Raw genomic sequence first — 20,502 nt, 5'->3', positions numbered from 1 at the left:
TCATTTATAGTCGCACCTGCGGCGTTGAAATGTCCTCCCCCGCCGAATCTCTTCGCCAACTGCGAAACATCGACAGTCGACCGCGATCTGAGAGATATCTTCGTTCGATCGTCCGCAGTGTCTTTGAACAATACGCCGATTGAGACATCTCGCAGGCGCATAGCAAATTCGACCACGCCTTCGAAATCCGAGAACTCGAGATTCTGCTCATGCAGCATCTTCCTTGTGAGAGTGAGCGCACAGACCTTGCCGTCAACGGCCATCTCAGATGTGCTGATTAGCCCTCCGATCACCAGGAGCTGTCTTTGATTCATTGAGAAATAGATATTGTCGGTTATTTCTCTCGGCTCGACACCTGCCTCGAGGAGTTCAGCCGCGATTCGAAGCGAGTCGGGAGTCGTCGACGAGAAATGAAAACGCCCCGTATCGGTCAATATTGCAGTAAATATCTTCTCGGCAGTCGCCTTGCTGAGTGTGTATCCAGCTTGCTTCAGAATCTTGTAGACAATTTCACCGACCGAGGATGCTTGTTCGTCAATAAGAGGAATGTCGCCGTACAGAGTGTTGCCGGGATGGTGATCAATATTCATGATTTTCGTGCCTGGCTTGATCAGTCCGGCTACATAGCCGGTTCTCTCGATTTGAGTCGTCTCGAGGACAACAACCAGATCCGGATCGAAGTCATAGCCTGCCGGATCAGTGAACACTTTCTCTATTCCTTCGAGGAAGAGATACCTTGACGGGATGGCACCGTCATCGTAAATCCTGGTTTCCTTCCCGAGAGACTCCAGATAGTCGTTCATGGCCAGTTGGCTGCCGAGCGAATCCCCATCCGGATCGATGTGAGCTGTGATCAGCACCTTCTTGGAGTTGCGCAGTGCTTCAATCACAGAGTCAATTGTCTTCTTGTTCATCCTCGGCCTTTTTCTCATTTATTTGCTCGAGCAGGGATTCGATTTTGTCACCATATTCGAGTGATTTGTCTACATGATATGATATCTGGGGTGTCTGTCTGATTCTGATTCTCTTGCCAAGCTCGGATTGCACCACCATCTTTGTCCGTTCGAGCGCGCGAGCAGAGTCAGCTTTTTGAACCGCTGTGCCGAGCGTCGAGTAGAATACCTTCGCATATTTCAGGTCTTTGCTCAGTTCGACATCAGTAATTGTGATGAAGCCGATACGCGTGTTCTTGATTGTGCGCATCAGGATGTCGGCAACCTCGGTCTTTATTTGTTGCCTTAATCTGTCCTGTCTTTTGAATTCTCTCATCTGCTCAGATCGATTGTGTAATCCACGATTTCTCCATCGAGATTGTTCTCAATTTCTCTCAAAATCTTTGACAAAACTGAATCAACAAATTCTGAGTCGTTAGCCACCATACAGACAGCCAACGATGCCCTTTGCCACAGATCATTGTTGCCGACTTCGGCTATACATACATTATGGCGATGCCTGATACGGTCTATTACTTTCCGCAGGATGCTTCTCTTGTCCTTAAGAGAATGAGCGGATGGGAGATATGTCTCGATGCTAAGAAGACCCAGAGTCATTGCTGCAATTTGCGTGCGGTTTGAATCACTTTATATGCCTCAAGAATATCGCCAACCTTGAGGTCATCGAAATTCTCAACCTTAATTCCACACTCGAATCCGCTCGCAACTTCCCGAACATCATCTTTGAATCTGCGAAGTGAGTTGATCATGCCGTCATAGATTTCGACGCCATCCCTGACCACACGCATTCGATCGGTTCTCAATATAGTCCCCGATGTAATATAACAACCGGCCACAACGCCCTGTTTGGGAATCCTGAACAGATCCCGAATCTCGGCAGTTCCCCTGATCTCTTCGGATTCCTCCGGAGCCAGCAATCCTTCAAGGGCGTTCCGGACATCCGATTCCACCTCGTAGATGACAGTGTACTGGCGGATATCGACTTTCTCCCGTGCGGCAATCTCTCTTGCACGCACATCCGGCCGTACATGGAACCCTATTATGATGGCTTGTGAAGCGGCTGCAAGAAGCACGTCGTTCTCGTTTATTGCACCGACGCCTCGGTGAATTATGACTACGCGCACCTCTTCATTCGATAACTTTTCCAGAGTGTCGCTGAGAACCTCAACGGAGCCGTCTACGTCGCCCTTGATGACGAGATTCAGATCGGACACCTGTCCCTCGCGAATCTGGTCGTAGATGTTTGTCAAAGCTACGCGCTTGATGTGGCGGAAATCCTGCTCGCGCTTGATTCTCTGTCTCTGATTCGCAATACTCCTTGCCTGCGCATCATCCTCAGCCACGAAGAAACGATCCCCGGCCTGGGGAATCCCGGAAAGCCCGGTTATCTGTGCCGGAGTGCCAGGCCCTATCTCGGTCAACGGGACACCGCGATCGTCCACCATAGTCCTGATCTTCGCGTAGTAATTTCCGACAACAGAAGGACTGCCGAGATACATCGTTCCGTTCTGAACAAGCACGTTGCAGACTATACCTCTGCCCTTCTCCACTCTTGCCTCAATAACCACACCGGTTGCACGCAGTTCCGGGCTTGCTGTCAACTCCATCACTTCCGACTGAAGCAGAATCATCTCAAGAAGCTTGTCGACATTCATGCCAGTCTTGGCGGATATCTCGACAGTGATAGTCTTGCCGCCCCAGTCTTCCGGGAGCAGATTTAGCTGCGCAAGCTGCTGTTTCACTGTCTCAGAATTGGCATCCGGAAGATCCATCTTGTTGATGGCGACAATAATCGGCACACCCGCCGCGCGAGCATGGTCGATTGCCTCAACAGTCTGTTGCTGGACAGCGTCGTTGGCCGCCACGACAAGGACAACCAGATCTGTCGCCTGTGCTCCGCGCGCTCTCATCGCAGTGAATGCGGCATGTCCGGGAGTATCCAGGAATGTCAGATTTCCGCCGGGCAGTTTTACCTGGTATGCACCAATGTGCTGCGTGATAGCACCTGACTCGCCGGCTACCACGTTGGAGTGTCTTATGAAATCGAGTAGAGATGTCTTCCCATGGTCAACATGTCCCATGATTGTGATCACTGGAGGCCTATGCTCGGTCGGCGATTCGTCTTGCTGCTCTTCTTCATCGTCGAGTTCGTCGATGCCGATTTCTTTGATCTCTTCAACCTCCATGCCGTACTCAAGGGCCAACATTTCGATCGTGTCGAGATCAAGTCTTTGATTAATCGTAGCCATCATGCCCAGTGATATGCACTTCGCGATCAGTTCAGTCGGTTTGATGCCTATTTCGGCTGCCAACTCTGCCACTGACATGTATTCATTCACTTGCAGAACGTTTACAGTCTCTTCACCACCACCGGTTGTCTTTGTGCGCCTCTTATATTTCTTCGAGCGCTTGCTTCCATCCATAGTGGCAAGCGTCTTTCTGACGCTGACGGCTACGGCTTTCTGGTCAACAGGCCTGCGTCTTGGACGCTGCCGCCTCTTATCCTTTTTCCGCCGCTTCTTCCGATCTACGGGTCCACCCTTGCTCGCCCGAACATCCTTCGGCTTAATCCGCTCCAAACCAGTCTTCGGTGCGACTTCATCCCAGTGCTCGGCTTCGGTCACAGGTTCATCCTTCACGCTTGGCGGCTCTGGCAAAGGAGCTGGAGATATCTCGACCTTCCCGCGCGACTTAGCCTTTTGCTTCTTGATTTCGATATCGCGCTTGATCGAGTCGCGTTCATCTTTGAATTTCTTATCAATTGCTGCTATCATCGGGTCGTCGGCAGTGCTCATGTGGTTCTTGACCGGGAAACCGAGATCACGGCACATCTTCACAATTGCATCGGACGTGATGTTAAATTCGCGAGCTACTTGATACAATCTTTTTTTAGCCATTATCTCTTCCTCCCAGGACCGTCTGCTGCGACTCTGTCAGATAAGTTCAATAGCACCTGTGCATTACGTCGAAGGCTGATCCTTCTCCTCGGTCTCGTCTTCAGAGTCATTCAACTCGGTATCCTCTTTTGATGACTCATCATCGCCGTCATCGTCATCATTGTCGCTCGACTCATCCGCCGAAGCGTCAGCTTCCTTGCCGATAGCGCTCAAGTCCTCTGAATCGTCGACATCGTCATCTTCTTCCCATTCTTCAACATCCTCGTCGAATTCGAGTTCCTTCTTCGCTTGCACATCCCCGAGTGTTTGTCTTGCCAACTCGATCAGTGCTTCGGCCTTCTTCGGACCGATGCCGGGTATATCCAGCAATTCATCAACTGATGTGGCTGCAAGATCCTGTACGTAGAGAATATCTTCTTCCAATAGTTTATTCGTCATATGATCGGTTATTCCGGGCAGGGCTGAAATAGGCACCTTCGATTCAACTTCCCGGCGCTTGATCTCGGAGTATTCGGATTCGCTGAGTATGTTGATCCTCCACCCGGAGAGTCTTGCCGCCAATCTTGCATTCTGTCCCTGACGACCGATCGCAAGTGACAGCTTGTCATCCTCGACTACGACCGTCATCGAGCCGTCTTCAGGGTAGGTGTCGATCTTCACAACTGTCGCCGGTGAGAGAGCGCGGGTCACGAAAATTACGGGATCGGGGTGGTACTGAATAATGTCGATCCTCTCGTTCGAAAGCTCTCTTACAATGCTCTGGACTCTGACGCCTTTGATGCCGACACATGCGCCCACCGGATCGATCCTCTCATCAGCAGAGGCGACGGCGATTTTGGCTCTTTCACCCGGTTCACGTGCAATCTCTTTGATCTCGATGATTCGCTCGAAAATCTCCGGCACTTCGAGTTCGAAGAGCTTGCGAATAAGGCCGTCATGCGTTCTGGAGAGAACAACCTGAGGTCCCCTCTGGTTGCGCTTGACATCAGCGATAAACGCGCGAACCCTGTCGCCCTGGCGGTACTTCTCTCGTGGAATTTGCTGGTCGGACGGAAGTATTGCCTCCGCGCGTCCAAGATTAATTATCAGGTCACCCTTATCGATCTGTTGGACAGAACCGGTGACAAGTTCGCCGATCTTCTTGCTGTATTCCTCGAAGACCATTTCACGCTCCGCCTCGCGAACCTTCTGGATCATGAGTTGCTTGGCAGTTGCGATGGCGTTTCTTCCGAATTCTTCAAAGCCGATATAGACCTCGACCTCATCTCCTTCTTCGGCTGAGTCGTCAATTTCGGTGGCCTCTTCGAGACTAATTTCGAGGTTGGGATCAGTGACATTGCTCACAACGGTTTTGAGTGCATGAATATTGATCTCGCCGCTCGACGGGTCGACTTTGACGAAGATATTGTCAGCGTTAGCGAACTTCTTCTTAGCCGCCGACAGAAGCGATGACTCCAGTGTTTCGATAACGTATTGAAGATCGAGATTCTTTTCTCGTGCGATCTGAGTCATTGCCTCCAGAATATCATAGCTCATCAGGCCACTCCTTAATACAGGATTTTTCCATGCTTGACCTGGTCAATAGTCAATTCGACCACACCATGGTCGGTTTCGAGGACCAGTTTATCATGTTCGACCGCTTTGAGGCATCCCTCGGCATGATCATTGCCGTTAACCGGTGTTTCAAGCAGCAGTCGCATGTTTTTTCCCGCCTTTCGCCTGAAGTCAGCTGTGGTTGTCAGGGGGCGGTCCAGTCCCGGCGACGACACCTCAAGCGTATAGGCTGCATCAAACGGATCGACCTCATCGAGCTTGCGTTCCAGAGTCCGAGAAAGGCTGCCACACTGGTCGAGAGTTATACCGCCGACCCTGTCGGCAAATATCCGTAGCACATGATGCTTACCGTGGTGCGCGAGCTTCATCTCGACAAGTTCAAAGCCTTCACTCTCTATGACTTCCGCAATCATTCTCTCAAGGTCTTCCTTTGATATGCTCATATCTGAGACGCCCATATCTATACTCAAAAGAGTGGGTCACACCCACTCCGTAACCGAATAATATACGGATTCGGGATGTGTCATGCAAGTGAAATATCAGAGCTCGCTCAGTATCTCCTCTGCCCTCCAGATCGCCGCGGAAAGGTCTACCTCCTCGTGATCTTTCTGCTTGCGAGGCTTAAGTTCGACTTTCCCAGCCTTAAGAGACTTCTTTCCAATGGTCATTCTGAGCGGAATTCCGATCAGATCGGCGTCGTTTAGCTTTATGCCGGGTCTCTCAAGCCTGTCGTCCAGGATCACATTGAGTCTCGCCTTCAGGCACTTCTCGTAGATCTCATCGGCTGCCGATTTCTGCTCGCGGTCATCATAGTTGAGAGGTGTGATAATCATCTCATATGGAGCGATGGCGCGAGGCCAGATCATCCCTTTATCATCCGAGAATTTCTCGATCGCCGATTGCGCGGTGCGGGTGATTCCGATTCCATACGAACCCATAATCATCGGAAGTTCATTGCCCTTCTCATCCATGTAAGTAGCATTCATCGACGATGAATACTTGGTGCCGAGATTGAAGATATTGCCCACTTCGATACCTTTGCGTGTGTACAGCTTCCCCTTGCCACACGCCTGACATGGCTCTCCCTCTTCCGCGTTTCGGATATCTGCCACAATATCTATGTGGAAATCGCGGCCGGCATTGGTATTGAGATAGTGCTTCTCGGACTGATTGGCCCCTGTGACGACATTCCTGAGCTTGCGCACTTCATGATCGGCGATGATCTGGACGCCTTTCAGTCCAACCGGGCCAGCGTAGCCGACCGGCGCATTAGTAGCAGCCATGACGGTCTCGGCGTCCGCAATTTCAAGATACTCGCCTTTGAGGACATTTCTCAGCTTCACCTCATTGACAGCTCGATCGCCTCTTATCAATGCCGCTATCACTTGGCCATTATTGCCTTTATAGAGAATAGTTTTCACGAGTCGTTCGGGAGGAACATTAAGAAATGCTGTCACTTCTTCGACTGTTCCGGCATTGGGGGTGTCGACCAACTGAAGCTCACGCTCCTCCTCGTTGGATGGCTGCGAATTGTCGGTAACGGGTGCCTTCTCAATATTGGCCGCATAATTGCAGTTGTCACATAGAGCTAATACATTTTCGCCGCTATCGGTTTCGACTACGACCATGAATTCATGTGCCCCGCTGCCACCCATAGCGCCGGTGTCCGATTCGACCATCACGGTTTCGAGTCCGCAACGGTTGAAGAAGGCAGTATATGCATCGGCCATCTTCTTGTAGCTGATCTTCCGGCCCGCTTCGTCGCGATCGAAAGAGTAGGCATCTTTCATGATAAATTCTTTTCCCCTCAGAAGACCAAATCTGGGACGAATTTCATCGCGAAACTTTGTCTGTATCTGGTAGAGCAGGAGCGGGAGCTGTTTGTAGCTGCGAACCTCTCCCCTGACGATGTCCGTGACGACTTCCTCGTGTGTGCCGCCGAGGCAAAAATCATGATTGTTGCGATCCTTGAGTCTAAGCTGAATCTTCTCGGCGCCCATCGTTTCCCATCTGCCACTTTCCTGCCAGATTTCGGCCGGGTGAAGAACCGGCATCAGAATCTCGATCCCCCCGTACCGATTCATCTCCTCACGGCAGATTTGGCTGACCTTGGTGAGCACATTTTGCATGAGCGGCAAGTATGAATAAACACCGGCAGATAGCTTGCGTATGTATCCGGCTCGGACAAGCAGTTTGTGGCTGACAAGCTCGGCTTCAGCCGGGTCCTCTCTAAGAGTCGGTATATAAGTCTTTGTCCATCTCATTGTAAAATCCTGTGTATCAATACCCTAAGTTGAATCAAACGTTTAGTATAGAGCCAGACGACCATAATTGTCAAGATTAAAGTGAGGGGAGCGTGGGAGGGGAGCGTTGGACAGTAGCTTCAGAACTTTATCTCAAACTCTATTTCGTCGCAGATCGGGGCACCACCGACGCCAAACAACGGTATGCTCGGCTTAAGTTTGCGAGATTCTTCTATGGCGTTTGCGTGAACAGCGACGAGCGCGAATCCCCGTCTCTGGTAGAACCGAATCGCATGCGCGTTGTCATTTGTCGTAATTAGCCAAAGCTTGGAGCATCCAGCATTGTGGGCAACATCTTTGACAGCTTCGATCAGCGCCGAGCCGACACCGATCGACTCCTGCATACTATCCAGCGAGATCATCTCACATTGATCACCTTCGATCCGATAAGTGGCAAGGCCGATTCGTTCATCATCCGAGACGGCCACGAAAGCGGGTAACCGATCCGCATCGTGGAGCACACTGCGCGTGACAATCTTCGTCGATCCCCATCGGTTGGTCAGCAGATCGACGATCCAATTGGAGTCTGTGGGCAGTTTTGCGCGCACTATGAGTGGAACATTCGGCATCTTCTTTTATTTAGAAGCTTCTGAGATCGCCACCTTCATGCTGTCGAGATCGATCTCGTGGTGCGACGCATTCCACACCGCCTCCCCGTCTCGCAGGAGAATCACCTGCGGTGATTGATGATCTACGCCAATCCGTTCAGCTATCCATGTCGATAGCGGGCGCGTTTCGATTACCAGCACGACCGACAAGTCAGCGTCACCATTGGTAGTCGCCAGGCGCCGGAATTCAGCCATGGCTGTACGTGAAGTGGGACAGTGTGTAGAATGCTTCAGAAGCAATTGAAGTCTATCCCTGCTCTTATTGAGCATAGTCGCGAAGTCGTTCTCGTTTCTGCAGTCTGCTATCACAGCGCCTCCCTCAAATGGATTACAACCCTCCGAGAGAATATTAATCGTTTTTTGAACGAGATGCAATGTGACTTGTGAAACTTTCTTACTTCTTGACTTGGTCCGCCCTCACCAATATACTTGCCTCTGAACCATGAAGGGATTGTGATTTGAGTGACAATGACAGAAAACAGCAGCGTCTGATAGTATTGTCTGGTCCTTCCGGATGCGGCAAGGCCACACTGCTGAAATACGTTACCGATCACACAGATATCAAACGAGTGATCACATACACTACCCGTAAGCCGAGGCCGGGCGAAGTCGATGGTCGAGATTATCACTTTGTGAGTAAGGCTGGATTCGACCGCATGTACCGTGATGGTGAACTAATCGAAGCGGAGCAAGTGTATGGAGATTTCTTCTATGGCTCTCCGAAAGACATATTCTCCGGGGCATCCTCAGATGTCATCATGGAACTCGACACCAAGGGGACAGAGAATTATAGAAGATTCTATTCTGATATCGTTACGATATTTATCCTTCCCCCCAGCATCGATGAGCTTGTCCGCCGTATAAAGACCCGACATCCGGAGGCGAACTTCAAGCAACGGCTTCAGGCGGCTCACGAGCAGCTTGAGTCAGCGCAGTTGTATGACTTCATTGTCGTCAACGACGAAGTCGAAAGAGTCGGGCCGGAGCTCCTGGATATCATCGAACATGGCTCTCAGCACGAATCGCGCGATCAGAAACTCCAGCTTGCTGCAGCCCTCAGTGAGGCGGTCAGCCAGAAGTACACCGCCTAATCCGCGTGGACAGTCCGGGCGTGCGACTCAGACCTATCGAAATGATGAATTCAGACTTCCAGATCATCAATATGTGATATTCACCCCTCTGGTGATAAGTGCCGGAATATGTTCATCGATCGACTGCTGTGAGAGTGAGTTACTTTCGAGTTTGACCTCGTCACCATCTCCGAGTCCAGTGTTATTGACCAATGGAGCTATGTCGCTAATCTGGTTGAAATGCAGCCAGAGCACTTGGAGACTTATCCGCTGAATTCCTTCGGCCTCAAAGACGATTCCTGCAGTTCTTAAGGCAGTCTGGCACCAACTTGAGAGACAATTGCGGATGCCATTCGCGATCCAATCATCGATGACGCGACCAGATCAAAACCTGCGGTCAGCCCACGCAGAACACCGGCTGCATACATATCCCCCGCGCCGGTGGTGTCGATCAACTTGTTGACTGCGAGTGCCGGTGTTGCCGTGATAATGCCATCTTCCGAGACTATGGCCCCCCTGGATCCGACAGTCACGCATACCATCGCCGTCTGTGATTTGAGGACCTGGATCGCTCTGTCGATCGAATCCACGTTGGTGATCGCCATTGCCTCGTCCGAATTGCAGAAAAGCAAATCAACGAATTCTGTCGTCAAACGATTGAAATCGTCCCGATACTGTTTTGCCATGAAAGGATCGCTGTACGTGAAAGCTATCTTGGTGCCATGCTTCTTTGCCAATTCCATTGCATGAATTGATGCATTCCTGGCGAGCTCGGCGGACCACTGATATCCTTCGATGTAAACGTATGCCGAATTTGCAACAAAATCTTCATTGATATCCGCGTTCGTCAGTTCACTTGATACTCCGAGGTGTGTGAGCATGGACCGCTCACCGTCCGGGGTTACAAATGAGACGCATGTTCCGGTTATGCCCTCTTTAGGATTCGAACTGAAATCAACTCCGGCAGAAGCGAGATCATCTCCGTAGAACTGCCCGTTGGAATCGCGAGCAACTTTCCCAGTGAAACAGCTCCTCCCCCCGAGCTTGGCAATGCCAACGACTGTGTTAGCAGCGGAGCCGCCGCTCTGCCGCTCGAACCCGGATGGGATGTCCACAAGGCGCTTTTCAGTTCCGGGCGTATCGACGAGAGTCATCAGCCCTTTCTGAATCCCATTCTTTGCAAGAAATTCGTCGTCGACAAGCGCGAGGTAATCGACCAGCGCATTCCCTATTCCATAGACATCATACTTCTTCATTTGCTACCTCAGCTCTAGCTTCGATGAAGATAGTCGAACGATTGATTCAGTCAACAAGAATGGCACACGATATCAAAGACCACAGAAAAGGAGTTGACATATTCCAGTTCCTTGCGTCATTATAAGCAGCAGATCATACATCCAACAACTTAGATTTACCGGCAGGGCGGATGTTAGAGCATCCCGAAATGTTGCAACTCGTTTGACTTGATTAACTGCATTCTTGATGAATGCGATGTCTCGAATTTCAGAGGAGGAGCGGAGCATGTTAGGACGAATTGCTGAGATGACGGTAGCGGTCATTGCCATCACATTGATCAGTGCAGCGATCCTGTTGTCGGCTATGCCGGAAGAGAGCGGCCGCGATGTCACGCCGCAGAGTTTATCCCTTACGGTTACCCCCAATGCTATGGCATGTGTTCATAATGTCGGAAATGTGCTGTTCTGTGTCACCAACTATGGCCAGGTAGGAAGTGCTGCGGGAAGTGCGCATGACTGCGAAACCGGTCTTCCTGCCAAATCCTTCGAATTCCCAGCTGGATCCGAAGTCGGATATTTATACACGGGAGGCCTCTGGGTAGGGGCGATTGTCGGAAGTGACACCCTGGTCTCCGTCGGTGTGGATGGCTGGCAAATTCTCAACGAGCTCTGGCCGTGCGAAGCCCCAAGCTGCGGTATCGATAAGCGTTCCACGAATCCGGCCAGCCCGTATTATCACCCGGATGCGATCTCTGACCTCGACATGATCGCCGAATACACGGATACTCTGACCGACCCGGCTTTCGTCGGAATGGATTGGGATGGACGTCCGCACATTCCGCTCAATATCGAAATGAAGCAACAGAGTCACAGTTGGAGCGAGCCTGGTGATAACGAATATGTTCTGGTAGAGTACGAGATCAAGGCTCTCGGCGTTGATCCGATTCAAAGTGCGTACATCGGAATGCATGCCGATGGGGATGTATTTCACGCGGCCCAGCCTGAAGGCTATCTTGATGATGTGAGCGGATATCGAGTGATTTTTCCGGAGGCGCTGAACGGCGGAGCGATCGAATACGCATGGACAGCTGACAACGATGGTGATCCTAATGAAGGGGGGTTCGATTTTACGAGTGCAACCGGAGTAATTGGTTTTGCATTTCTGGGTCCAATCACGTCTTCTGATGTTCACTCATTTAACTGGTGGCATCCAAATGGCAACCACTCCTTTGATTGGGCACCGTGGACGCAAGCGAATAGCTATTTCGACTTCCTCACCGGCGGAATGGGTGCGCCTGAAGGTGATCGCAGCAAATTCTTCGTGCTTTCTAATGGCGAAACTGACTATGATCAACTCGAATCGGCTTTGGATCATACCGCTGACGGTTGGTTGCCCCCAGCTCCAGTCAGCTTGCCAGCCGCATCCGGCTGTGACACGAGGTTCCTGCTCTCATTCGGTCCTGTGGATATAAGTCCTGGCGAACCTGTCAGATTCGCGGTCGTGTTTGCCGGAGGCCATGATTTTCATGTCGGCCCCAATGACTTCGGCAATCTGTTCGACCCGTATAGTCCGTCTGCTTTCCAGGCCACACTTGATTTTTCCAGTCTTGAGCAGAACCTGACTGCGGCTCGCCTCATGTACGACGGTATCCACACGGGCGACATCAACTGGGATGGCGATGTTGATATCGAAGATGTGATTGCGATGATCAACTACGTGTTTCTTGGTGGAGATGAACCCGCATATATTCCGGTGAGCGATCTCAACTGCGATGGTAAGCGTAATCTTCTCGATATCATCGTGCTGGTCAATTACATTTTCAGGGGTGGTACGCTTCCGGGAGCCGGTTGCTGAGACTAGGCGGATACGAAAAAGCCCCTTGCGGGGCAGTAACATATGGGCCTAACTGGAGTTGAACCAGTGACCTCGCGCTTATCAGGCGCGCGCTCTAACCGACTGAGCTATAGGCCCATCAAGCAATACAACGTGGTAGTATAGAAACTTTGCTGCGGTTGTCAATATATTTTTGCCGCCGCATTTTCGATACTCACACGCATATTCACGTTATCGATCAGGCTCTGAATATCTTAACGGCAAACGCCGAGTCTGAGCGTCCGATCTATTCTAGCGTTTTCAGTTCGGCTTCGATGGCTGCTGCCCCGTGTATCACGTTTTCGTAGTCGAAGCAGGCATTGAGCGGAAGTCCAGATATAGCCTCAGTGTTCGCCTTTGCCATCTGCACATGCAGCGAAACCAGGTTGCCGCGAATTACCACCATCCTCTCTTCCACCGCATCAATGTTCTCGAATTTCTTCGCAGATGCGAATACATTCTTCGAAGCCTCTTCCGCAGCGAGCTTGAGCTCCTCGAGCTTCGCTGCATAGATTACGCGAAGCGCGTCGAGGCTGTCATCTGCTGCAGAGAGTAGAGAATCGCTGAACGCGAGGAGCATTTCAGCACGACCATATGATCGCGTGAGAGCAAACTTCTCTGACTGAGCAGATATCTCGGCCGTAGCAGCATCGAACGAGTCCTTTGCTTCGGCGTAGATTTCCGGCAGATATCTGTCGAGCCTTTGTTTGACTACGTTATCAAACCGGGCACTGAGATCAGTGCTTGCCTTATCTGGCGGCTCAGCGCAACCGGATAATAGCAAAACAACAATGCAAATTGTCAGCGGCGTAATCTTATTCATGATATGATCCCACTCAAAACGTTTTGTCCTCAGTTCGTCTTTCTCCCTAAACATGTATGTATGGTACGTTCATTTGCATCAAATGCAAGCGGAAATTAGGATGTGAAAGAATGCGGGAGTTCGACTTCAAGTCGATGCGGGCGATCTATGGCTGCAATGGTGCTGTCAGTCCGAGGCAGAATTATCGTCACAGTCAGTCCATCGTCAGACGGAGGGCTCAAATTGATCCGGCCGTTCATACCGTTGATGAGCTTGCGAACCATGCAGAGACCGAGACCGGTACCATCTTCCTTCGTTGTGAAGAATGGGGTGAAAATTCTCTCTCTTATCGAGAACGGAATTCCAGGTCCGTCGTCCGAGATGGAGATGCCCACGTGCGACGAATCGATCTGGTCGCTGATGCTGACGACGACTTCCCCTTCCGGTTGGGCTGCATCGATAGCGTTGACCAGAAGGTTTGACAGAGCTTGTCGTATAGCGAGTTTGTCACCCCAGACTGAGACCGTATTCTGGTCGTTGTCGCAGCGAAGTGTCAGGTTTTTCCTCGATGCATGCCCGGTCATTCCGGCCATGAGGTCATCGATGATTGCGCGCACATCCACGCTGTCCAGGTTCAGATTCGTCGGTTGTGCAAATTCGAGAAAACGAGTCAGCATCTCTTCCGATGCAGAGCTTTCGCGAGCAATCGCTTCGGCCGCATCGCTGATCTGTGGATTATCTCCTGCCAAGCGTGTCATAAGCTTGCCGAAACCTACAACCGCGGTCATAGAATTTCGCAGTTCATGAGCAAGACCAGCGGCGGTCTCTCCCAGCGCTGCCATCTTCTCTTTGTAGGCAATGTCTTTCTGAAGTCTCTTGATCTCGGTCAAATCGGTCATGATCGCGGTCACACCTATTTTGCGATTCAGCTCATCAGTAATCAGGGTGGTGGACACTCCCAGAGAGATCATCCCCCCTTCAATCCCTTCGATTTGCATTTCACAGCGAGAGGCGTTGCCTTCTGCGGCGAGTGTATCAGTGATCAATTTACTCAATTCAGGTTTCGATGACAGAACATCCGAGATAGGGTGCCCCAATGCCTGACGTTCTCCTATGCCGAGAAGCCTTTGAGCCGATCTGTTGAAGTGAGTTACCATGCCGTCCCGATCGCAGTTGATCAGGCCGGATGCCATACCGGCGAGTATGTACTCATTGAACTGCTCAAGCCGGGCAGCACGTTTCTGAGTTTTCTGGTACAGGTCCTGAAGGATTTTCTCCTTCTCTTTCAACTCATCGATCATGCTCTGAAATGACGCTACAATCTGCTCGACAGAGACTTCATCTTTGGTCTTCTCAGCAGCCGCGCTTTCCGCAGCCTTTTTCATCTTCAGATACGGGCGCAATGTCACTCGTAGATAGAGATAGCCGAGAATGACCACAGCCAGAATGCCGGCGATCTGGAAAATCATGTTGAATTGCACGACATTGGCAATTACGCCAAACCGGTCCGCTCTTTTGTAAACTCTTAGGATGAATGTCCTGCGATCGGTCGTTTCAAACGGGAACAGAACCACATAGCCCGGAGCAAGGCTCTTCGAATCCGGGGCCACCGAGAGTGGATCGCCATCCGCCAGGCTCTGCATATCGCTCTCCGACAGTCTCCCCGCTGATCGGGGGATAGCTGTAATGCCAATCCCTGAAGTTTCGAGCAGTTCGATACTATCGGCGTAGGTGTTCAGAACAAACCTGCTCCAGTCAGCGGTCGACGAAAGCAATTGCGGCTGATCGCCCAGGTACTGCGATGCGTGATTTGCAGTCTCTGCGAGATCAGCGTAGATTTGATTCTCGAATACCCCGCGCAACTGCGTCACAATTCTGATCGATCCAAAATTGACCAGAACAAGAAACAAAACAATAAGCAGCAGAACACTGTATAGCTCTGTTTCGTATTTCATTCCGGGTTGTGAAATCGCTCTGATAACGCGTCCCGGCCAGCTTCCGCCAGATTGTTGCATATGTATATTATCGTCAAATTGGACTCCGCGCCCAGCCAAAAAGCTCTTTGACATGGAGTTGTGCCGAGCTAAATTGAGTTATGGCAAGAAAACAGCGCGTTGGCCGACGGAAAGGTCCTGATCGCAAATCAGCCGAGGACAAATCGCTCAGTTTAATAGCGTGGGTTAAGCGAGCCTGGGCAAATGCTGCTTACAGATTCGTCTTCTTTTTTCTCGTCTATCTCGGAATGACCGCGGTCGCATATTCGATTCTGACCGGCAGGTTTTTTGGTGTGGTTGAGGCGATGATGACCGTTACAGCTCAGATTGAAGGCTTCATTCTCGGACTGCTCTCATCCAATGTAAGCGTGTCGGGCCAGTCGGTCACATTTTTGGGTTTTCCCGTGCGCATTATCGAAGAATGCACCGGCATCTATGAGATACTGATCTTCATTGCTGCAGTTATGGCTTTCCCTACGACGTTGAAGAAGAAGGGGGTTGGGCTGGCGCTTGGCGTACCGTTGATGTATCTCTTCAACATCGTCCGAATTCTTGTCTTGATAATTGTAGGGCGGTATCATTACAGCATATTCGATTTCATGCACCTCTATTTCTGGCAGGTGACATTGATCCTGATGATCACATCTGTCTGGGTGCTCTGGATACTAAAGGTGGTCAATCGTGAAGAAGCGGTTCCTGCTCCTGACGCTTGAGTTTCTCGCGATCACGGTCCCGCTTGGCTGGGTCTGGATCGAATGGGGGCGCACCTTCTATCTCAAAGTTTTCGTCGAGCTCGCGACACCGATCTTCATAGTGCTCGGAGTCACAGAACTCAAGGCACAGCTTGTAATCGATCACTTCATAAACTATGTGCCATTTCTTGTGCTGATGGTAATCACTCCGACTTTGACAGTCAGACGCAGAGCAGTAGGCACTGCAATTGGCTTTGTGATCATATTTCTCGGTCATATTCTGCTGGCATCGGTTGCGTTTGTAGCCAGTTCGAAGTATGGCGAATCTCAGGAGGCATTTAACACCCTCTTCCCCGCTTTCTTGTTTAACGACAGCCTGCCATTCATCCTCTGGGCAATCATCTCGGCGGGGTATTTGAAGAGGGTGGTGGTGGGAGTGCGCGGGCCTCGGTCCTCGCAATCCTGACTGCGCTGGCTGAGTAGAGGACGTCATGGCTTTTCACTGCGTCAGCTACTACTTCCGGCGTGATGGCGTATTGAATGTTGAACGCGCCATCTGTTCTTAGCCGTCAGGAAGGGATTCCTAACGGCGCATCAATCAGAACCGCTACTGCAGTCTGAAATCGTATCCGGTCATTACATCGGCACTGTCGGGATCGACGTGCACACCAATGTAAGTTGTGTCTGACGTCGAATAACCGTCCGCCGAGGCACTGATGTCATAGATGCCCTCCAGAAGAATGAGAGCGTAAGAGCCGTCTGCGCCGGTAACAGTTGCACTTGTGTCGCTGTCGGTGATTGCCGCGACTGTGGCATTCTCGATAGGAAGACCGATGATGTCTTTCACGGTGCCAGACAGCATTGCAGATAGACTCTTCTTAAATGCCTTGAATGACGGTTTCAGAATGTACTTGTCGTTTGCATGAGTGATTGAGTGTGATGCATCGAAATCGATGTAAAGCTCATAAACCTGATTTTCGACAATATCGAAATCGCCGTGCAGCTTGACACCCGATTGCGTTCCGCTCGGGACAGTCAGCGGATACGATACACCGTCGATCACGATTGTGTTGGAGTCGGCCAGAATCAGACGCATCTGGTTGTATCTACCCGATGCGAGAGAAACATCTGCCAGCACCACCGTCGCGCCATTGACCAGCTGCAGGAAATCGTAGGTAGTATCCGGCTCGGCAACGGTCAGCCAGCCATCTTCAGTGTGATGGACCGTGACTTCCTCAATCGTGAGATTAATACTGTCGACATCGCCCGGCAACGGGGCATCGAACGCCTCGATCACCAACCTGCCAGTACTGTTCTGATCCGTTGAGTTACCGCCACATCCAGCTATTATAGCCACGGCCAGAAGTGCAATCAGAAATAGCTTCATCGTCAGGTTCCTTTCTCGATAATTCATTATTGTGTCCAGATCAGTCACGTGGGACCGTAGTTGATCTTATGCCCCATATACTTCAATTATCGGCATCAGGCAAGGCGAAATTTCGATTTTCTTGATAATTCTTGATAATATTGAGGAGCGGGTGGCGAGACAAGAAATATGCCCACTCGCTATCACGCAAGTGGGCATATCACAATCACTTAGCATCGTGTGCGTGAGGGATTACTTAACGCCAAGTCCTCCGATGCCGCCGTCGTCATCTCCATCATCGATATCAACGCAATGGCCCGGGCCGATATCGCCGTTATTGTAGTCATCAAACATGCCCTGCCAGTCCATGACCATGTCCTCATCAGCTTCACTCAGGCTGGTCCAGTCATTCCAGTCGTAATCATACAGGAATGCATCGGCGTCAGCTATTGCTGCTGCGACATCAGAATCGTCAGCACCGGAGGCAATGCTCAACTTCGCGCCGAGCAACTGGGCGTAAAGTTTGGTGATACCGTTGTTGTTCTTTCCATATGTCTTCATCACAAGCACATCAACGGTAATCTGAGCTGTCGAAACCACAAGACTCTTGCCACCACCGGAGCCGAGAGTGATCGGCAGCAGAGCCGTCACGACGTCGTCCTGCGGGCCAAAGCCAGCATGCGTCTTCCAGTAGCCGATGGTGCGTGTGCAGCCATCCTGAGGAGGCTCATCCACATACAAGCCAGCGTCCCAGGTGAGATCTTCTTCATAGGCATCAAGATTCGTACAGACAGTCTTGCCGGTCATCGGGTCGGCGTCGCTGTCCACAGCGTCGTCAGCTCCCTGATCCTGTGGGCTGAACACATAACCGGCAGGCCGGTCGAATTTGACATAGAAGTCTCCCGGCCAGAGGCCGCCGAACAGGTAGAATCCGTCGGCATCTGTTATCATCACGGCGAGATGGTTGTTGTCGCAATCGAAGAGGTGGACGGTTACACCGGGAATACCCGGTTCACCGGGATCCTGGATGCCGTTCATGTTGACATCATGCCACACATAATCGCCTATCGACGCGTAGGTCGCCGGGGAAAGAACCAAATCGGCAGATTGCGAATTCGATCCTACCGGATCAGATCCACCGCAGCCGATGGAGATGATGCTGATGAGAGCAATCATCACTGCAAGACTGAAATACCTTGCCATAGTGTACTCCTTCTGATGAGTTTTGAGTTGATACTTAAAACGAACTTCCCTTCAAATGATTTGCTACTGTGTGATGGTACATAGCTACATGCAGAGCTGTATTTTCGAACCAGGCCTCGACTGAATGTACATGGCGTGTAATTGTGGGGAATATACATCTCCTTTTCCGGAAGTCAAGCGTTAGATTGTGCTTGCTCATATTTTGAACATTCTGGTTGCTTTCTGGTTCCAAGGAGCTTAACATTCAAGGAGAGTATGAGCCCACCAACACACATGAGGCGGCAGAATGCTGATCGACGCACATGCGCATCTGGACAGATACGATGATACGCTGGACGAAGCGATCGAGCAGATCAATTCTAACCGCATCTTCACCATCAGCAACTCCATGGACATCCCGTCATATGAGCGCAATCTCAAAATTGCGCAGAAATGCAGATTGATCTTGCCGACCTTCGGAGTTCATCCCTGGAATGCCCCGCAGTACACCCACCGACTCAATGATCTGAAGGCCTATCTTGAGCGAAGCGCAATGTATGGTGAAATCGGGCTCGACTACTTCTTCGTTGGTGACGTTTCAGCGTATCCGGCGCAGCGTGAAGTTTTCGAGTTCTTTTTGAGGGCTGCCGCGAAGCATAATAAGATTGTCAATATTCATACCAAAGGTGCGGAGGCGGATGTACTACATATGCTGCAGCAGTACAAAGTCAGGCATGTGATAGTCCACTGGTATTCCGGACCTTTCGATGTGTTGCGATCAATGCTGTCTTTCGGTGTCTATTTCTCGATAGGTGTGGAGCTTCTGAGATCACGTCATATACAAGCCATTGTGCGCGAACTGCCGATGGGACAAATCCTGACAGAAACAGACAACCCGGGCGGATACGATTCCCTTGAGGGCGTTGCAGGCATGCCCCATCTGATCCTCGATGTCGTCGGAAAGCTCGCGGAATTGAAAGAGACAACCGTCGAGCAGATAATGTTGTCGGTGCAGAGCAATTTTGTGCAGCTAATCAGAAATGCGCCATCTCTCAGAGATTCGTTTCTCAGAGTGTGCGACGAGCTGAGTAATGACACTCCCTGACTCTACCAGGATGATCGCGATCAGACAGTCAGGAAATGACTGATGTAGAGACCGATTAGTTTGTCGCCGAAAAGAAGGGCTATCACCGCGGCCGCCGCCAGGAAGGGTCCGAATGGTATTTGGTGGTTCTCCCGCACGTTCTTGGAGACTGCCAGTAGAATTACGGCACCTATGAGCCCGAGCACGGCTGAGCCGATAAACACGAAGAGCACTTTCTCCCAGCCAAGGAACGCCCCAAGCATCGCAGCGAGCTTCACATCTCCCCCACCGAGGCTCTCTTTCTTGAAGATGAAATCTCCGAGCAATCCGATCAGGAGCAGGCCACCGCCGCCGATAAGAATTCCGATGAGTGATCCGAGCCAACCCGGTTCGGCGGTCAAGAGGGAAAGCCCGAAGCCAACAACGATGCCGGGAATCGATATCGAATCGGGAATGATTCTGTGCTCAAAGTCGATGAAGAATACCGGGATCAATGTCAGCGTCAGAATCATTGCAGCCAATCCCTGCCAGTTCAAGCCGAAGTGCGCGAAGTAGCCGACAACGACTACGCCGGAAATGAATTCTATAATCAAGTATCGCGGTGAAATGCGCGTCTTGCAGTACCTGCATTTTCCAAGTAGCATAAGATAACTGAATATTGGGATATTCAGGTAGAATGGAATTGTCTTGCCACACGTCGGGCAGGCAGATCGAGGCCATAGAAGCGATTTGCTTCTCGGGAGGCGGTAGATCACAACATTCAGAAAACTCCCGATCGCGAGGCCTGCCAGAAACAGCACCGCATATGCGAAAATGAACTCGGTAGAAAGAGTCATATCCATAGTAGTAAAATCGGCACACTCCGATCCTTTTTAAGCTTCTGAGTGCA

Annotated in this window: 20 protein-coding genes and 1 tRNA gene; 5 read left to right on the top strand and 16 right to left on the bottom strand. The window is 50.9% G+C overall.

What is annotated here, in order from left to right; genetic code table 11:
- The 9 genes from KKH67_11805 to ytxJ all read right to left on the bottom strand — a co-directional run.
- Nucleotides 1-914 (bottom strand): bifunctional oligoribonuclease/PAP phosphatase NrnA (locus KKH67_11805; GenBank protein MBU1319864.1); only part of this gene is annotated, 914 nt, incomplete at its 3' end.
- Nucleotides 895-1,269 (bottom strand): 30S ribosome-binding factor RbfA, encoded by a 375-nt coding sequence (gene rbfA, locus KKH67_11800; GenBank protein MBU1319863.1) that lies wholly within the window; start codon nt 1,267-1,269, stop codon nt 895-897. The genes KKH67_11805 and rbfA, both read right to left, overlap by 20 nt.
- Nucleotides 1,266-1,550 carry a DUF503 domain-containing protein gene (locus KKH67_11795; GenBank protein MBU1319862.1) on the bottom strand — a complete coding sequence of 95 codons (285 nt, stop codon included), beginning with the start codon at nt 1,548-1,550 and terminating at the stop codon, nt 1,266-1,268. Before KKH67_11795 ends, rbfA begins: the two co-directional genes overlap by 4 nt.
- On the bottom strand, nt 1,547-3,850 hold the full coding sequence (gene infB, locus KKH67_11790; GenBank protein ID MBU1319861.1) for a translation initiation factor IF-2: 2,304 nt from the start codon (nt 3,848-3,850) through the stop codon (nt 1,547-1,549). Before infB ends, KKH67_11795 begins: the two co-directional genes overlap by 4 nt.
- Nucleotides 3,851-3,913: 63 nt before the next feature.
- Entirely contained in the window at nt 3,914-5,386 is a 1,473-nt protein-coding gene (gene nusA / locus KKH67_11785; protein MBU1319860.1) for a transcription termination factor NusA, read from the bottom strand.
- 11 nt (nt 5,387-5,397) lie between these two features.
- A complete protein-coding gene (locus tag KKH67_11780; protein MBU1319859.1) occupies nt 5,398-5,847 on the bottom strand; it encodes a ribosome maturation factor RimP in 450 nt (149 codons plus the stop codon).
- Nucleotides 5,848-5,943: 96 nt separating this feature from the next.
- On the bottom strand, nt 5,944-7,668 hold the full coding sequence (locus KKH67_11775; protein MBU1319858.1) for a proline--tRNA ligase: 1,725 nt from the start codon (nt 7,666-7,668) through the stop codon (nt 5,944-5,946).
- Nucleotides 7,669-7,787: 119 nt separating this feature from the next.
- Nucleotides 7,788-8,276, bottom strand: coding sequence for a GNAT family N-acetyltransferase (locus KKH67_11770; protein ID MBU1319857.1), 489 nt, complete (start codon nt 8,274-8,276; stop codon nt 7,788-7,790).
- 6 nt (nt 8,277-8,282) lie between these two features.
- Nucleotides 8,283-8,585: a bacillithiol system redox-active protein YtxJ gene (ytxJ, locus tag KKH67_11765; protein MBU1319856.1), complete on the bottom strand. Its 303-nt coding sequence runs from the start codon at nt 8,583-8,585 to the stop codon at nt 8,283-8,285.
- Nucleotides 8,586-8,773: 188 nt separating this feature from the next.
- Between ytxJ and gmk the strand changes: the two genes are divergently transcribed.
- Nucleotides 8,774-9,406 (top strand): guanylate kinase, encoded by a 633-nt coding sequence (gmk, locus tag KKH67_11760; protein MBU1319855.1) that lies wholly within the window; start codon nt 8,774-8,776, stop codon nt 9,404-9,406.
- A 287-nt stretch (nt 9,407-9,693) separates the two neighbouring features.
- Here gmk and KKH67_11755 read toward each other — a convergent pair whose 3' ends face one another.
- Nucleotides 9,694-10,641: an adenosine kinase gene (locus KKH67_11755; GenBank protein MBU1319854.1), complete on the bottom strand. Its 948-nt coding sequence runs from the start codon at nt 10,639-10,641 to the stop codon at nt 9,694-9,696.
- A 265-nt stretch (nt 10,642-10,906) separates the two neighbouring features.
- Here KKH67_11755 and KKH67_11750 point away from each other — a divergent pair, with 265 nt between their 5' ends.
- The gene (locus tag KKH67_11750; GenBank protein MBU1319853.1) at nt 10,907-12,475 is read left to right on the top strand and encodes a dockerin type I repeat-containing protein; all 1,569 of its coding nucleotides are present in this window, start codon (nt 10,907-10,909) and stop codon (nt 12,473-12,475) included.
- A 43-nt stretch (nt 12,476-12,518) separates the two neighbouring features.
- Here KKH67_11750 and KKH67_11745 read toward each other — a convergent pair.
- From KKH67_11745 to KKH67_11735, 3 genes are all read right to left on the bottom strand, one after another.
- A tRNA-Ile gene (locus KKH67_11745) sits at nt 12,519-12,592 on the bottom strand.
- 148 nt (nt 12,593-12,740) lie between these two features.
- The gene (locus KKH67_11740) at nt 12,741-13,316 is read right to left on the bottom strand and encodes a hypothetical protein (protein ID MBU1319852.1); all 576 of its coding nucleotides are present in this window, start codon (nt 13,314-13,316) and stop codon (nt 12,741-12,743) included.
- A 95-nt stretch (nt 13,317-13,411) separates the two neighbouring features.
- Nucleotides 13,412-15,310: a PAS domain S-box protein gene (locus tag KKH67_11735; protein MBU1319851.1), complete on the bottom strand. Its 1,899-nt coding sequence runs from the start codon at nt 15,308-15,310 to the stop codon at nt 13,412-13,414.
- Between the two features lie 80 nt (nt 15,311-15,390).
- Between KKH67_11735 and xrtH the strand changes: the two genes are divergently transcribed.
- On the top strand, nt 15,391-16,002 hold the full coding sequence (gene xrtH, locus KKH67_11730; GenBank protein MBU1319850.1) for an exosortase H: 612 nt from the start codon (nt 15,391-15,393) through the stop codon (nt 16,000-16,002).
- Complete coding sequence (locus KKH67_11725; protein MBU1319849.1) at nt 15,971-16,447, top strand: hypothetical protein; 477 nt, start codon at nt 15,971-15,973, stop codon at nt 16,445-16,447. The genes xrtH and KKH67_11725 overlap by 32 nt, the downstream gene beginning before the upstream one ends.
- A 141-nt stretch (nt 16,448-16,588) precedes the next feature.
- Here the strand turns inward: KKH67_11725 and KKH67_11720 are convergent, their stop codons facing one another.
- Nucleotides 16,589-17,395, bottom strand: coding sequence for a DUF4382 domain-containing protein (locus KKH67_11720; protein ID MBU1319848.1), 807 nt, complete (start codon nt 17,393-17,395; stop codon nt 16,589-16,591).
- Between the two features lie 204 nt (nt 17,396-17,599).
- A complete protein-coding gene (locus KKH67_11715) occupies nt 17,600-18,550 on the bottom strand; it encodes a hypothetical protein (protein ID MBU1319847.1) in 951 nt (316 codons plus the stop codon).
- Between the two features lie 286 nt (nt 18,551-18,836).
- Here KKH67_11715 and KKH67_11710 point away from each other — a divergent pair, with 286 nt between their 5' ends.
- Nucleotides 18,837-19,634, top strand: coding sequence for a TatD family hydrolase (locus KKH67_11710; protein ID MBU1319846.1), 798 nt, complete (start codon nt 18,837-18,839; stop codon nt 19,632-19,634).
- A gap of 20 nt (nt 19,635-19,654) precedes the next feature.
- Here the strand turns inward: KKH67_11710 and KKH67_11705 are convergent, their stop codons facing one another.
- Entirely contained in the window at nt 19,655-20,455 is an 801-nt protein-coding gene (locus tag KKH67_11705) for a prepilin peptidase (GenBank protein ID MBU1319845.1), read from the bottom strand.
- Between the last annotated feature and the right edge of the window lie 47 nt (nt 20,456-20,502).

It is taken from the genome of Candidatus Zixiibacteriota bacterium (assembly GCA_018820315.1).
In the GTDB taxonomy this organism is placed as follows: Bacteria; Zixibacteria; MSB-5A5; order JAABVY01; family JAHJOQ01; genus JAHJOQ01.
This window is presented reverse-complemented; position numbering and strand designations above follow the sequence as displayed.